Annotated in this window: 8 protein-coding genes; 5 read left to right on the plus strand and 3 right to left on the minus strand. The window is 47.7% G+C overall.

Annotated elements, in window-relative coordinates; translation table 11 throughout:
- Nucleotides 1-72 precede the first annotated feature (72 nt).
- The 3 genes from F1728_RS04935 to F1728_RS04945 all read left to right on the plus strand — a co-directional run bounded on the left by F1728_RS04935 (nucleotide 73) and on the right by F1728_RS04945 (nucleotide 8,571).
- Nucleotides 73-2,802 (plus strand): ATP-binding protein, encoded by a 2,730-nt coding sequence (locus tag F1728_RS04935; RefSeq protein WP_155363163.1) that lies wholly within the window; start codon nucleotides 73-75, stop codon nucleotides 2,800-2,802.
- A 147-nt stretch (nucleotides 2,803-2,949) separates the two neighbouring features.
- Nucleotides 2,950-3,558: a biliverdin-producing heme oxygenase gene (locus tag F1728_RS04940; RefSeq protein WP_194242689.1), complete on the plus strand. Its 609-nt coding sequence runs from the start codon at nucleotides 2,950-2,952 to the stop codon at nucleotides 3,556-3,558.
- A gap of 711 nt (nucleotides 3,559-4,269) precedes the next feature.
- A complete protein-coding gene (locus F1728_RS04945; RefSeq protein ID WP_155363165.1) occupies nucleotides 4,270-8,571 on the plus strand; it encodes a PAS domain S-box protein in 4,302 nt (1,433 codons plus the stop codon).
- Between the two features lie 435 nt (nucleotides 8,572-9,006).
- Here the strand turns inward: F1728_RS04945 and F1728_RS04950 are convergent, their stop codons facing one another.
- The 3 genes from F1728_RS04950 to F1728_RS04960 all read right to left on the minus strand — a co-directional run bounded on the left by F1728_RS04950 (nucleotide 9,007) and on the right by F1728_RS04960 (nucleotide 12,523).
- Entirely contained in the window at nucleotides 9,007-10,011 is a 1,005-nt protein-coding gene (locus F1728_RS04950) for an NAD(P)/FAD-dependent oxidoreductase (RefSeq protein WP_194242690.1), read from the minus strand.
- 179 nt (nucleotides 10,012-10,190) lie between these two features.
- Nucleotides 10,191-11,267, minus strand: coding sequence for an NAD(P)-binding domain-containing protein (locus tag F1728_RS04955; RefSeq protein WP_155363167.1), 1,077 nt, complete (start codon nucleotides 11,265-11,267; stop codon nucleotides 10,191-10,193).
- Nucleotides 11,268-11,359: 92 nt separating this feature from the next.
- Entirely contained in the window at nucleotides 11,360-12,523 is a 1,164-nt protein-coding gene (locus tag F1728_RS04960; protein WP_155363168.1) for an alpha-hydroxy acid oxidase, read from the minus strand.
- Nucleotides 12,524-13,479: 956 nt separating this feature from the next.
- Here F1728_RS04960 and F1728_RS04965 point away from each other — a divergent pair.
- Together F1728_RS04965 and F1728_RS32490 are read left to right on the plus strand one after the other, a co-directional pair.
- Nucleotides 13,480-13,701, plus strand: coding sequence for a hypothetical protein (locus F1728_RS04965; RefSeq protein WP_155363169.1), 222 nt, complete (start codon nucleotides 13,480-13,482; stop codon nucleotides 13,699-13,701).
- A 47-nt stretch (nucleotides 13,702-13,748) separates the two neighbouring features.
- Nucleotides 13,749-13,988: a CehA/McbA family metallohydrolase domain-containing protein gene (locus tag F1728_RS32490; RefSeq protein WP_228030795.1), complete on the plus strand. Its 240-nt coding sequence runs from the start codon at nucleotides 13,749-13,751 to the stop codon at nucleotides 13,986-13,988.
- Nucleotides 13,989-15,452 lie beyond the last annotated feature (1,464 nt).

Raw genomic sequence — 15,452 nt, forward strand, 5'->3', positions numbered from 1 at the left:
AGAATATGATATCTGCCACGAATTAGTTTCATAAAATCATCCAGGCATTAAACCTAACCGGGAGATTGAGACATGGACGAATCGATCAATATGATTCCTGCTGCAGACCTCCCCAGTGAAGCCAGCGAAAACTGTGACCATATTGCATATCAATATTCTGGAGTCATCCAACCTCACGGGGTGTTGGTCATCGTCAATCCAGATGACTTTCGGATCTTACAAATCAGTGAGAATGCATCACTGTTTTTCGGCATGCAAACTGAGGGACTCCTGGGGCAACGCTTGTTTAATGGGCGGATTTTGAGTTCTACGCCCGAGGTCATCAATGAGTTTAATCAATGCATCTCTAATTCTCCTCGACTGATCAGCGGCCTGACAACTCCCGGAGGTCTGGCGTTATTGGGTAGATTGACCCGCACTGATGGCCGTTTTCATCTCGAACTTGAGTTTGCCAGCAGCCCGTATGACGTCGAGCGCTGTTCTCCAATCGAAATGATTTCGGAGATCACCGAGGTCCTGTCTCGAACCGAATCTATAAAAGATATCGCGGAATCATTTCCCCAGGTGTTTCGAAAATTCATTGGCTATGATCGCTGCATGATTTACCGTTTCGATCCCGAGTTTAATGGAGAAGTCATTGGAGAATCTCGTTCAGAAAATGCACAGGATACATTTCTGGGGTTGCGTTTTCCGATGTCCGATATTCCGAAAAGTGCCCGCAAGATGTTCGCGGACTCCCCTGTCAGGGTTACTGTTGACCAGACCGTAGAATGTGTGCCGATCACACCACGGCGCGACCCGGAAACGCAACAGGATGTCGATCTAACAGCGGTTAGAATTCGTGGAGCTGCCGGATCCTGTCAGACATATTACAACAACATGGGGGTCCGCTCGACTCTTGTGATGCCAATCTTTTATGAGCATGAACTCTGGGGCCTTGTATCCTGTCACCATGGTCAGCCAAGAAGGCCCTCTCCCGAGCTGGATTCTGCCCTGAAAGTGGTAGTCAAACTGATTTCGAATGCTCTGGAACACGCAGCAGCGGCCGAACACAGGTTGGCAGAAAGGAAAGCACGGTCGATCAATGAATTACTGGCGAAGATAGACCCTTTCGACTCTAATTGTCTGGTCCAGATTCAACAGCAGGTCGAAAACCTGAAGGAAATGATTGACTGCACTGGTTTTTTACTGCGAATTGACGAACAGGATTACGCACACGGTGAAATCCCGGATGATGAAGAACTGCAGACATTTATTGAGTCTCTGTTGCCAATGGCAGGCGATGAAGCCTTTGCCATCAATAACATTCCGGAACACTTTCCTGCTTTGGCGGAATTAAGAGATGTCGCCGCCGGAGGGTTACTGGTTCCCCTCAGAAGTAATCCGGATGAATTTGCAGTCTGGTTCCGGGCTGAGCAACCTCTTACCGTCAACTGGGCAGGAGATCCCCAATCAGGTCTTAAATGGAATCAGCAGGGACGCCCCGAGCTAACTCCTCGCAACAGCTTTGAACTCTGGAAATCCAAAACCGCAAACACCTGTTATCCCTGGAGCACCGCGGAAATTGCTTTTGCCAACAGTGTTTCCACCCAGATTGGTCTGATTTCTTTGAGTTGGCATGCCTTGAGAGCAGATCGTGCCAAGAGCGAATTCCTGACGAATATGAGTCATGAAATCCGGACCCCGATGACCTCGATCCTGGGCTATCTGGATATTCTGGAGTCAGAGGATTTTGAGCCCGAGGATCCCATGCGGCTGGAAGCGTTTTCTGTAATCAAGCGCAGCGGAAATCATCTGATGCAGCTTATCAATGATATTCTCGACCTTTCAAGCATCGAGTCCGGGCGAATCAGTATAAATAAAACAGACGTTGAACTGGGATCCCTGGTTGAAGAGGCATTGACCATGGTCCGGGAACAGGCTGAACACAAACAACTGGAATTGTCACTTAAGTATGAATCAATGCCTCCTCATAAAGTTCTGACAGATCCAACGAGGGTCAAACAGATTCTTTTGAATCTGTTGGAAAATGCAATCAAATTCACGGAACGAGGTTGCGTTTCCCTCAAACTCTTTCATACGAGTGATGACCAAAATACAAAACAGGTTTATCTGCAAATCATCGATTCAGGCATTGGAATGGATCAGGATCAACTGGAAATTGTCAGAACATTCAAGACGTTTAATCAGCTGGATAACTCTCTGACACGAAAGTATGGAGGAACCGGCCTGGGCTTGCGAATCTGTCATGGCCTGGCTCAAAAACTGGGAGGTAAAATTGAAGTTGAATCTCAAAAAGAAATGGGAAGCATCTTCACCCTCTCCCTCCCTGCTGAAGACTCAGAAAAAACGATTTTAAAAAAGTCTCGCTTTAATGAAAGTGCAAACCAGGCAGATACAGGGGACGTGGCTTCTACCAGAGAAGCATTAATCGGAACACGTATTCTTCTCGCTGAGGATGACCCGATCAATCAAAAAGTCATTGACAACTTTCTGACAACCTCTGGAGCAGAGGTCACCCTGGTCGGTAACGGAAAACTGGCAGTGGAAGCTGCTCTTAAGGCTGCACCAGACTTTTTTGACCTGATTCTAATGGACATGCAGATGCCGGTACTTGATGGATATTCGGCGACCAGTCAACTCAGAAACCAGGGATATGAACATCCAGTGATTGCCTTGACGGCACATGCCATGGAGGGTAGTCGGGAGAAATGTATCGCCTCTGGTTGTGATGATTTCATTACAAAGCCGATTAACAGAAAATCGCTCATTAGCATTTGCATAAAATGGATCGAGGACTAGAAAGAATGTAGCCAGCTACGAATTTGTCTGGTGAGAAGATTCAATATGCTTGCCGCTATTGTAGATGTGTTGGTCTTCTATCAAGATTTGTGTTTGCTTTTTAAGTAAACTGTCTCATCTTCATAGCGATCAGCCAGGAATATATCGGTGAGAGATTTTTCTTCAGAGCTCCGAGTGTCGATCCAGAAATATCACGACGAAATCGAGTCAAGCTATCTAGCTAAACGAATCATCAGGACGAAAATTACCCGTAGTGAATACTGCTGGCTGCTTTCACAACTCTACTACCTGCACTGTGCTCTCGAAAGCAGTTGGCAGAACAATCTGGGCTTTTCATCCCTCTACGACACATCGATTCACTCCCGTATACCGGCGCTCAAAGCAGATTTAGAATTACTGAATGAGGGCAACTATTATGCGTTGCATGATTCCACTGTCAGATTGCTTGCAAAATTTGAAGAATGGAATGTCACCAACCATTACTCTCTGATCGGTGCTCTCTATGTGATTGAAGGATCAAGGCTGGGAGGTGTTTTGTTAAAAGATCTGCTTTACGATGCCTTGAAACTCACAAATAAGGAAGGAGCAGCTTATTTCCTGGGTACTTCTGAGTTCTGGCACAAGTCATGGCGCGAGTTCAAACGGCGTATCAGTGAATCTCCTGAAATGGAATCGCATCAAGAATTGATTTCGAATGCCTCGATCGAAACCTTTCAGGGCCTGACCGACCTCTATAATACAAGACCATTTATTTAGGCTCCCCACCAACCTGATCGCATAAACGATGCTACCTCATTTTTCTTTGCAGGTTTCATGTTGATTGTATGAGTTGTTATCTGCTGCAGATCATTGATCCTTACCAGATCTTCTTCGAGCTTTCCGAAACGCAATCCCTGCTGTGGGGTAACTCCGGTTCCCCCAAAATTCGATACTGCAAACAAAACAGTGAAAACTACATACCATGCTCACAGGAATTAGTGCTACGCGTGACTAAGACCAGCAGGGCATGTTCTAGCCTGAGTTTCAGCAATCATAAAAACCGTCAGACTCAATAGAGCTTTTGGGGATACCATCAAGCATTAGAACTAATCTCCATACTTAGAAACTGAGCCACTGATAGCCAGTTTTCCTCCCACACAATCTATCATTCAGTCCACTTACCTGATCATAAAACCTAATCAACAAACATCGCCTCACTTTGACTTTGATAAAGTCATTTTTAGTTCGAATCCCTGAAACACAGTTTATTAAAAAAATATGATGAATGCATAAAGCAGGTCTTTCCCTCACCGCTCAATTCATGGCTTCCAATCTTTATTTAAGAAGTTTCTTAACAGATAATTTTATCTTGATTGAATCGTGGCAGACGCGCCGAATTAGAGAAGACACATGAATGACCTTTGATTGATGAGGAGCTGCGCTCACACTCCTTAGCAATCTGCGCTCAAGGGAATCAAATCCAGCATTATGCCCGATAATGAATTCACTGCAAAATTAATAGGAACGGTACGCACAGCGGCAACCCCCTTAAAGTCATCCTATGTCCAGTCGTTCGTCATCAGCATTTTTCTCTTCGGAACACTGTTTTACTTCAACTGGAGTGTCCACTCCAAAGACATGCAACGGACTACCTTTCTGGGTCGGCAGATCAATATTGCCGGTCGGCAGAGGATGCTCAGTCAACGTTTACCCAAAAATCTTCTGTTACTGACTCAGGGCCAAAACGAAACAGAAATCTATCCCGCACTGGACGCGGACCAGCGGCTCCTGGCACGCATGCACCAGGAACTTTTAGCAGCCACAAAAGAGTTCGAAAAGACTGCAAGCGAGCAGCAACTCAGCCAGCTTTTGGACAAAATCACTCCTCTGGTTACGGGAATTTCGCATGATGTCCTGCTGGTACTTTCCGGGGAGCGAACGGCATCCGAAGTATTGCCTGCAGTCTTAGCGAATGAAAATCAACTTATCCCCCTCATCGACCAGTACAATCAGCAGTTGGCAAACCAGAAATCCATTCTGCAGAGTGAACAGTATCGTAACCAGTTTCTGCTGGAATCCATCATTACGGGTATCATCAGTCTCGCGATTTTTGCCGGCCTGTCGTATACCCTCTCTCGGTTTTCCCGCCAAAAATCAATTTTCCAGGCTGAAAAACAGAGCCTGACTGATCAGGCTGATCAAATATCCAAACAGAAAAAGATGCTGGCAACAGCAATCTCAGCTTCCCGAAATGAAACCTGGTACTGGCACGAGACGTCGGGGGATTTCTGGTGCTCTGACGCCTTCTGGAAGATTTTTGGGTATCAGCAGGAGACTGATTATCCAGAATCAGATTTGGCATCCTTCTTATCCCACATCGATCCGCAGGCGTCTGGTTTCCTGGAGCCCTTGATCTATCAGACAGATGATGCTGACAGCAGCTTTGACTTTGAAATCGAGGCCAGCAATCGACGGGGAGAACAGCGCTGGGTACGGATTCGTGGGGAACGCAACTGCAATATTAATGAATCCGGCTTCACGCTTATTGGAACGGTTGAGGATATCCATGAATATATGCTGGCCAAGCTGGAACTGGTTCGAAATGAGAACCTGCTGACAAGTGTGGGGACTATGGCCAAGGTCGGAGGCTGGTCGTATGAATTGGCGAGCAAGTACCTGTACTGGTCTGAGCAGACATTTCTGATCCATGAAGTCGAAGCAGATTATAAACCGACCCTTGAGCGTGCCTTCACCTTTTATGCTCCCGAAGCTCAGCCTGTAATCCAGACCGCCTTTGAAAATGCCATCGAAACCGGAGAAGGCTGGGATCTGGAATTGCCCCTGATCACCGCCCGTGGTCGAAAAATCTGGGTCCGCGCGCGAGGAGAAATACAATACGAAAACAACAAACCGGTTCGTATGATGGGAGCTTTACAGGATATCACTGAAGAAAAAACTTACCAGGATGAGAACTTAAGACTGCAGCATCGCGAACATGAATCTCGTGCCCGATTCGAGGGAGTCATCAATGCTGCAACGGAATTCTCAATTATCGCTGCAGACCCAAATGGAATTATCACGCTGTTCAGTCCTGGAGCGGAACGGATTTTAGGCTACTCAGCAGAAGAGATGGTCGGGCTACGGACTCCGGAATGTTTTCATCTGAAAGAGGAAGTCGAAAAAAGAGGACAGGAGTTAACCGCAGCCCTCGGAAGTCCCGTCGAAAACTTTGATGTCTTTATTACACCCGCAAAACTTGGCACATACGATAAACGTGAATGGACCTATGTCTGTAAAGATGGATCGCACCGAATCGTTGACCTGACAGTTACTGCAATTCGCGACCAACAGGATCATATTCTGGGTTACCTTGGAATCGCTTTTGATGTAACTGAAAGAAAAAACATTGAATCCCAGCTCGAACGCCTGGCGACTGCTGTCAGCAAATCAACAAACGGTATGGTGATTACTGATGCAGAGGGGAAAACCGAATGGGTCAATGATGGTTTCAGTAGAATCAGTGGTTATCAGATTGAAGATCTGAGAGGCAAAAAACCTGGTTCCGTTTTGCAGGGCGAGAAAAGCGATCCTGCCACGATCGACTATATGCGGAACAAAATTCAAGCTGGTGAAAGTTTTGAAGCAGAACTGATTAATTACCACAAATCGGGGACTGAGTACTGGATCAGCATCAAAGCGGACCCCATCTTTGACCAGGAAGGTGAATTCACAGGATTCATTGCGATAGAAAATGATATCACCAATCAGAAACATGCTGAACTGGAACTTATTGAAAGTCGTGAAAGGGTCCACCAGTTACTGAATGCACTTCCCACAGCCGCTTACACCTGTGATCAGGAGGGCCTGATCACCTATTATAATCAGGCAGCCATCGATCTCTGGGGACAGGAACCAGAGTTGCTCAGCCCAGTCAATAAATTTTGTGGCTCCTTCCGGTTGTTTGATAAAGAAGGTAACCAGGTAGATCATGCAGAGTGCTGGGTGGCCATTGCAATTCAAGAGTCAAAAGTGATCTACGGTGAGGAAGTTGTGATCGAGTGTCCTGATGGGACCCGTAAAAGTGTCCTGGCACACGTCAACCCTATCCTGGATAGCTCTTCGAAAATTACCGGAGCCATCAATGTTCTGGTCGATATTTCAGACCGGATTCTACTGGAAAGGTCACTGCGTGAAACAACAGCGCGTCTGGAAATCTGCCAGCGGGTACTGGATCAGCATGCGATTGTTGCAGAAACCGATCTGAATGGTACGATTCGTGATGTCAATGATATGTTTTGTAAAGTCAGTGGATTTGATCGTGAGGAGACAATTGGTCAAACCCATAAGATAGTGAATTCTGGTTATCATTCAAAAGAATTCTGGAAGAATGTCTTCAAAATAATCGCAGAGTCAGGACTCTGGAAGGGAACGATCTGTAACAAAAATAAAAATGGTGATTATTACTGGGTAGACACTACAATCGCAGCCATGCTCGACGGTGAGGGTAATAATACTGGATACCTGGCAATACGAAATGACATTACCGAATTGATTGAGGCGCAGGAGGCCGCTCTGGATGCCTCACGCAGTAAAAGTGAATTTCTGGCGAACATGAGCCATGAGATCCGTACGCCTTTGACCGCCATCCTTGGTTATGCTGATCTGCTCCATGATGATCCCGAAATAGCCGAAGTTCCCGAGAAGCGGTCTGAGGCAATTTCTACGATCCAGGATGCAGGCAAACACCTGCTGACGATCATCAATGACATCCTGGACCTCTCCAAGATTGAAGCAGGAAAACTGGAGCTGGAAGAAACGGTAACACAGGTTTTCCAGATACTTGATCATATTGAAAGTCTTCTGAGGCCCCCTGCCAGTGAAAAAGGAGTAAAACTGCTCACGCAGATTGAAACGCCGATTCCAGACCTCATTTTGAGCGATCCGACCAGGTTAAGACAAATTCTGATGAATCTTGTCGGAAATGCGGTCAAGTTTACAGAAAAGGGGCGGATTCGAATTCTGGTTCGAAAATCAGATCTGGGTGGAAAAGAGTTTCTTCAGTTTGAAATAGAAGATTCCGGCCCGGGCATGTCCCAGCAGCAGGCCGAGAAAATGTTTAAGGCTTTTTCCCAGGCAGATACCTCTGTCACAAGGCAGCATGGTGGCACCGGTTTAGGGTTGGTGATCTCGCGTAAACTCGCTCGTATGATGGACGGAGAGGTTTCACTGGCATGGACCCAGAAAGGAAAAGGAACCTGCTTTCAATTCGTTCTACCCATTAAAACCCTCTCGCAAACCAGGTATCGTGTCAGTCGACTGGAAAAAGATGCAGATCATATAAAAAAGGTCGGGAAATCCAACACCTCAGAGGATCAATTGTTAGCTGGTACCCGAATTCTCCTGGCGGAGGATGGTCCTGACAATCAGAAATTGATTTCATATATTTTGATCAAGGCCGGTGCACTTGTCGAAATCGCGGAGAACGGTGCCATAGCGTATCAAAAATATCAGGAAGCCGAAGCGAAAAGTGAGCCTTTCGACATCCTGCTGACCGATATGCAGATGCCGGAAATGGATGGTTATTCCCTGACGCGAAAGCTGAGAGGTGAGAACGCAATACTTCCGATCATCGCCTTGACGGCACATGCCATGGCAGAAGATCGCCAGAAATGCCTGGATGTGGGTTGTGATGACTACCTGAGTAAGCCAGTGAATCGAAAAATCCTGATTCAGACAGTCGTGCAATGGAAAACGAACTCGTCTGAAAAGTCCAAAGATCCAGTCAGATAGTATGAGCTGACTCACGGGATGAAGCCATTCTCCCCTGAAGCTACCTCGAAAAAACTGCTGAGCATGTCGCACCAGGATAAGTCCGTGTATTATGTTAGAAATTCCCCTGAACATGATCAGGTTGGGGAACGCCGGGACTGTCGCTTCTTGAAAAATACCATTCCCTACAACGGAGGCTGCCTGATGTCCCCTCAACTGAACCCTGGCTGGTTACCTAAATAAAATCGTCCTGATTTCCACCGGGGTTAGTGGTAAGCTGTTATAAGATAAATGTCGAAAACTCACATGGATTAAGCAGTATCAACATTAACGCTCTCACAATCAGCCCGCTTTCGAATCATAATCTGGGAGCCTTATACGGAAAGAGTGTTGTCACGTTGAAATAAAGAAAAGTCACCCAACCATAAGATTTTCTGGACAATGAATTGCTTTTAGTCAATAGCGTTTTCTGACTTCTTCGGCCAGCGCAAGCCCACTAAGATATGCACTCTCAATGCGTGGTCCGACACACCAGTCTCCGCAAGCTCCCACTCCTAAATCTTCATTAAACAGGTACTGTTGTTCCAGCAGTTCGCTGGGCAACGCAAATCGCCAACGATGGACATCAGCGAGTCTATGGGGCCGTGGCACTAAGCCGATGGCTTCCCAAAAGCAGGAAATCAGTTGGGCCATCACAATTTCTTTTACGTCTTCCAAGTGTGTGTTAGACCAGTCAGGATTTCCTTGCAGCAACCAGCAATCCGGCCTCGTCGGGCGTCCCGGCTTACTGCTGTTGCGAGCGATCCAGGAAAGTGGCGAATCATGAACAGTCGCAGCATCCCAGGGGACATCCAACGGCTGATCGAAAGCTAACATGACCGACCAGCAGGGCGCGAACTTAGCGGCGTCAATCTGCTGTGCGAATTCCGGAAAATTCTTCAGCAGGCTGGCTGACTGGGGAGCCGGGGCGTTGAGAATCAAAACATCATAAATGCCGAGATCCCATTCTTCATCACCGAGTAATTGCCAGCCATGTTCGTGTCGGGCGACTGACGTCACTCGAGTCTGCAAAATCAGCTCCAGGTCACGAGCCAGATGCTTCGCAATCGCCGTCATATCTGGTACACCGACAAAGTGCCTCGTCTCTGAATTCGTTGGCTTCCAGACTCCCGTATCGAGCGACCCCATGCGACACTGCCAGGGAGCGACAACTCCGGCCGCAAGCCAGCTTTCGACTTGCTGAGCCATTTCCGTATCCTCGACAGTGAAGTATTGGGCCCCATGATCGAACGCGATATCCGTCTGGTGACGTCGCACGGAAACCCGTCCACCAACTCCACGACTTTTATCAAAGATTCGGACGCTGAATCCGGCAGCACTAAGCTGGCGAGCGCAGCACAGTCCACCAATCCCGGCACCAATTACAGCAACATTTTGTTTGCGAGTTGCCACTTTCATCATTAAGCTTCCTGGATATTGCGAAAGGTAGCGATTGTGCTTTTCCCGGTCATACCATGCATTGAGGATTCGACTGCTGAGTCGATTGATCATTGATGGCCCGGAGGCAAGTAAAGGACGCTACATACTTCCTTTTGGTAAAAGCCGTCCAGATCGTGGTTGATGAGCGATTGATCTGGGGTTCAACTCTCCGGTGCATCCCTAATCATCCTCTGCCATTCACCATCTTCTGATTCCACGGACTTTCCCGTCAGCCGGGTCATAATACGATCCACATGCTGATGACAGTTTTCGAGAAACAGTCTGTATTGACTGGACTGGGTACCTGCCAGAGCCGTTCCCGCTATGTAAATCCCCGGGATGTTGGTTTCCATCGACTCTTCATTTACCTGTGGCTGCTGATTATCACCCACCAGTTCGATGCCTGCCCGGTGAAACAATGATTTCTCCTGTTCATAACCGATCAGTGTCAGTACATCGTCAGCATAATGCCGCTGTGGTTCCCCCTGCTTCTGCACGTCCTCAAGTTCAACATACGTTGAAGTAATCCGAACTGGCTGGGTCTTAAAGTATGCCTGAATCTTCCCTGAACGAATGAGTCCTGAGATTTCCGGATAGAGCCAGTATTTGATGTTTTCCTCGGGCAAATTTCTCCCTCGATAGCTGAGACTTACATGGGCACCGACGTGGTATAATCGTAAAGCCGCCTCGACAGCGCTGTTCCGTCCTCCGACAATCAGCACCCGGCGACCATAATAGCGGTGTGGCTCACGCAGGTAACCGTCGACATGGGGTAAGTCCTCGCCTTCGATACCAAGTCGGCGTGCATGGTCCAGCCCTCCCACCGCCAAAACTACAGTCTCACAATCGATCCCGGTTTGTCCCTGTGTGGACTCGGATATGACGGTAAAACCTGAGTCCCGCTGCTGTATATCAACGACACATTGATAGCATTGCACGTGAATCTGGTACTGTTCTGCAACACTACGAAGATAAGTGAGATACTGTTCCCGGTTGGCTTTGTTCTGATCATTGGTCTGCAAGGGAACACCCGCTATGGAAATACGATCGTTGCTGCTGAACCATCGCGTCTGAGGCGCCCACCAGGAAATCGTCTGACCAATCGCACCGGCATCGAGAATCTGGAATGGAATCTGATTTCGGGTCAACGCGACTGCCAGCTCCAGCCCGATTGGACCAGCTCCCACGATCACCACGCGCGTCTCATTAAGCCCACCTGTTTTTGAATTGGATTGCATATAGATATTTTACCGGCTGGAAATTCAATGAGATAAGGTGTACTAAATTACGCATCGTTAATACACAATGTTAGCAGTTGCCGAATGTGTCTTCAGACGGGGACGCTTTCTCGAATCAGATGATCTCGCATTCTTTCAACTCTCGCACAACCGACCTGCTCCATCACCTGTTTCAGTTGCTTTTTGAGCATTTCAAACGTGTGGTGACCACCGTACTTGCCGAGAGCACACACGCCAAACATGGGAGTGCGGCCCATGAAGGCAAAGTCCGCCCCACAGGCCAGAGACGCTGCGATATCAGCTCCGGAGTACATTCCACCATCAATCATCATTTTCAGCTTGCTGCCAAACTCCGGTATGAGTTTATATAAAGGAACGATGGTAGACTCTCCTCGGTCAAGCTGTCGACCACCGTGATTGGAAACGATCAATCCATCCAAACCATGCTTGACTGCTATTTCTGCGTCTTCTGGATTGACGATTCCTTTAACAACCAGGTTGCCCTGCCACTTCTCTCGGATTGCTGCGATCTTATCTTCTGTCAGACGTCCTGAAAAAGTCTTATTCATGAAGAGGCCTAGGTGTTTCATGTTGAGTCCTTTCGGAATATATGGTTTCATCGTCTGAAACTCAGGTTTGCCAGCCAGAAGTTGTCCCATTGCCCAGTATGGGCTCAAAAACATCTGGACGATGTTCCGCGGAGTCATTCTCGGAGGAATTGACAGGCCATTCCGGATCTCTTTTGGGCGATAAGCGAATGTTGGTGTGTCTGCCAGAATTACCAGTGTACGGCAACCCGCATCCCACGCTCTTTCCAGCAGCTTATCACGCAGATCATCCTCTGCCGGATGGTAAAGCTGAAACCAGAACTTGCCACTCGTGATCTTTCCGATTTCTTCAATGCTGGCGGTACTGACGGTGGATAATGTAAATGGGATATTGTGATCGACAGCAGCCTGTGCCAGATACTCGCACGCCTTGGGCCACATCAAACCCTGTAAACCTACGGGCGCAACCCCAAATGGTGCTGCATAAGTTTCACCGAACAGTTTAGTGCTTTGATCGGCACCATCGAATTCGCGGAGATACCAGGGTCTGAGCTGTACTTTGCGTATGTCGTCATTGTTCCTCGCCAGGTTGATTTCCGTAAAACACCCGGCCGTAAGATAATCATAGGCGAAACCCGGCATCCGCGATTTGGCTTTAGCTCTCAGATGGTCAACTGACGGATATTCGGAATTGAAGTGAGTCTGCATATAGTTGTTGCCACTTAATTAAATCTACCAGGAAAGTAAAATCCACAGTATATAGAAAAGATCCAAGAAGCTAACGAGGGATGAGTTGTCCCCAGAGAGGACAACTCTCAGGTTGAGTTTACCGGAAAATTGAAATCATCGCTCCTGCTCTCGATTGCTTTCCGGCATTCAGGACAAGTGTGGAATCGCGTTCCTGTGCAACACACCAGATGCTCATAACATAGTCTTTTCTCACCACACTCCCAGCACCTGGCCATAACCATTTCCGGTTGTTCCTCAGCCAACGTGCCATTTTCAAACGTATCCATAATCTGTCCTAAGATATCTTAATTGGTTCAATTTGCAGTCTTCAATCCCGGGCGTCTGACGACCAGCCATCACCCCACAACAGGCACATCTGCTGGCAATATCGTAGTGCTGACTTGAAGATCAATTCACCAGAAACTGACTCAAGACGAGCGTGATCCACAATGTTCCCAAAAGGCGATAAAGACAGAGTGGCTCCATCATCCGGGTAGGTGTAATCTGATCCAGCCTGTGCCGGCACAAACTGGTAAATTTTTTCTGTATTCGGTTTTTGCAGGAACATGGTTCGCATCAGGATTCAGTTTACCAGCGGGTATGTCTTTGGGTGAAACAGACAACTATCCGCTTGTTACTATAGTCTGGGTCGCACAACGTACTACTGTCCAGATGGGAGTTAAACCTGAAATCTTGCCAGCTACGGAGGCTTGACAACTCCGAAGTCAATATTTCACAAAGGACTCTGCTTACAGGACCAGGTGGTCGTTTTCTGCTTTCATCTGATAGCGATCTCAAGATGAGCCATTTAAAATTACAAGAGTCCCATAGAAAATGATGCCCTGTGATTTTTCTGATGCCCTCTTGAGTCCAATGGAAAGGTTACCGTCGTTCTGATACAGAAACGTATTCGTATCTCTGTTGTCATTTTTTCAGTGATATTTCTGTGCTTTGCTCACAACCTGCAAAGTGCAGAACGGGCTTCGGATGATCGCTCACGCACACCTGCGGATGTAATTATCAATGAGGACAGTAAAACATACGACTCGCATCCGTCCGCTGTGACCATGCAGAATGGTTCAACGTGGGTTGCCTGGATTGCATTCAAGGACAGCCGTGATCAAATCCTGTTGCGCATCGTCGCGCACCAGGACTGAGTGGTGCCTTAACGGGCATCTGTGCGGAAGAACTCACAGCGGATGCGATTTTTGATGCGCTGAAAAAACGGCGTTGCTTTGCCACCAACGGCTCCCGGTTCTTCGTCGATGCCCGCGCCAATGGTCTTTTGATGGGCGAGGTCTTCACATCGCAGGATGGTAACGTTGAATTATCATGGCAGGCAGTTGGTACGCGCCCAGTTGTTTCCGCCACGCTAGTTCTTAATGGTAAAGAGATCACACAAATCAAAGGCAGCGGTACTAAAGGGTTCCATACCACGTATTGAATGAAACAATTACCCCCCGGCAGACACTGGTTTTACTGGCGAATTGAGCAATCAAAGGATGCCCCATCCTGCCTGGAAACCTGATGGTAGCCCACGGTCACCTGGCATGGTCTACCCCGCATTACGTTAATGTCTCGGGAAAGTAGAACTGATTTTTGTAAGAATGACTTTATTATTCCTCATTCGGCAAGTCACCTCTAACATCGGAAGACTTGATATCACCTTGCAGTCTGTCTCAATATTCCAGACGTTTTTATGTGCGTTGGCGCATCTCGGTCAATCAACGCGTTCCGGCAATGGTTGAACGATGACACCACATTCTATCGACATATTCTTCCCTTGTTATTTGGTTTTTGTCAGATGCAAGACCGCTCTCATTTCCAGTCCGACAAGCTGTCCGATTGAGACCGTTTCAGCAGATGAGAACAATTGGCATCACAGCAACCGACTTAACCCAAGTGTCTAACTCAACGAGACTTACCGAAATCATTTTCTGAGTAAAAATCCGCCTCAGGAGCGACACCCGCCTCCTCCACTCCAACGGCTGCTCACCAAAGTGGGCAGCCGTTTTTTTCCCCTTCACAACCCCCGCACTCCTCTCACAACAACCTTCCCGCTTTTTACTCTCTTTGATCAGCGTTTGCATGCAACCCCTTTCCGATTTCCAGTGCAGTTCTGTCTCTGGAACGGAACAAATTGCACTTGATCGTCACTTTCCGAATCGTATTCTTTTGTAATTCTGCTTCGCGCGCGAGGCGGATGATGCGTCCACTGGAACCTGGTCCACTTGTGACTCAGAAGCACCTGAATCGCCATCGATTTTTCCCGCTTTTCACCGGAACAAAATGAACCGGCTCTCAATATCTCGTACATTTTCAAATCATTTCGGAGCAAACTCAGAGCAATTCACAGCAGACTCCCCCCACTTCACTGCACATTCGGAGCAGGTCAACACACATCATCCACTTGACTCCCCCACGCCGATTCACAAAATACAAAACCAACGTGACAAACCTTCGAATACCCAACCAGAAAACGGTTCGCCTGCATGCAATTCGGGGCAAGCGCAGCAAGCCGGAAACTGACATAGAAACAGACCAGGCCCAATGCAGAAACCGTCCCCGGCGAAACTCAGGACGCCCCGCCTGGCAAAGTTGCCTGCGATTCAGACTCCCGCAGGAACCATTTTCATCCAATACGATCATCCATTTAGCAGCAGCAACCAGACGCGCCATTTTATAAATAAGCAACGCAATGCCGTAGGTAAAAATCGTTAACCTGAACAGGAAGCAGTTCCAGGGCAGAAGACAAGATACACACCTGGTAACCTGGAGATGAGCAATAATAAGCCGGCGTCGTCACTACTGACAGCGGTATGACGGAGGGGAGGCCAACTTCGCAATCTCAGACTCTAATCATCTGATCCACTCCTGCTTCCTGGGAGCAAAAACGATTGAAGAGGAA

The sequence above is a fragment of the Gimesia benthica genome, assembly GCF_009720525.1.
Taxonomy (GTDB): domain Bacteria; phylum Planctomycetota; class Planctomycetia; order Planctomycetales; family Planctomycetaceae; genus Gimesia; species Gimesia benthica.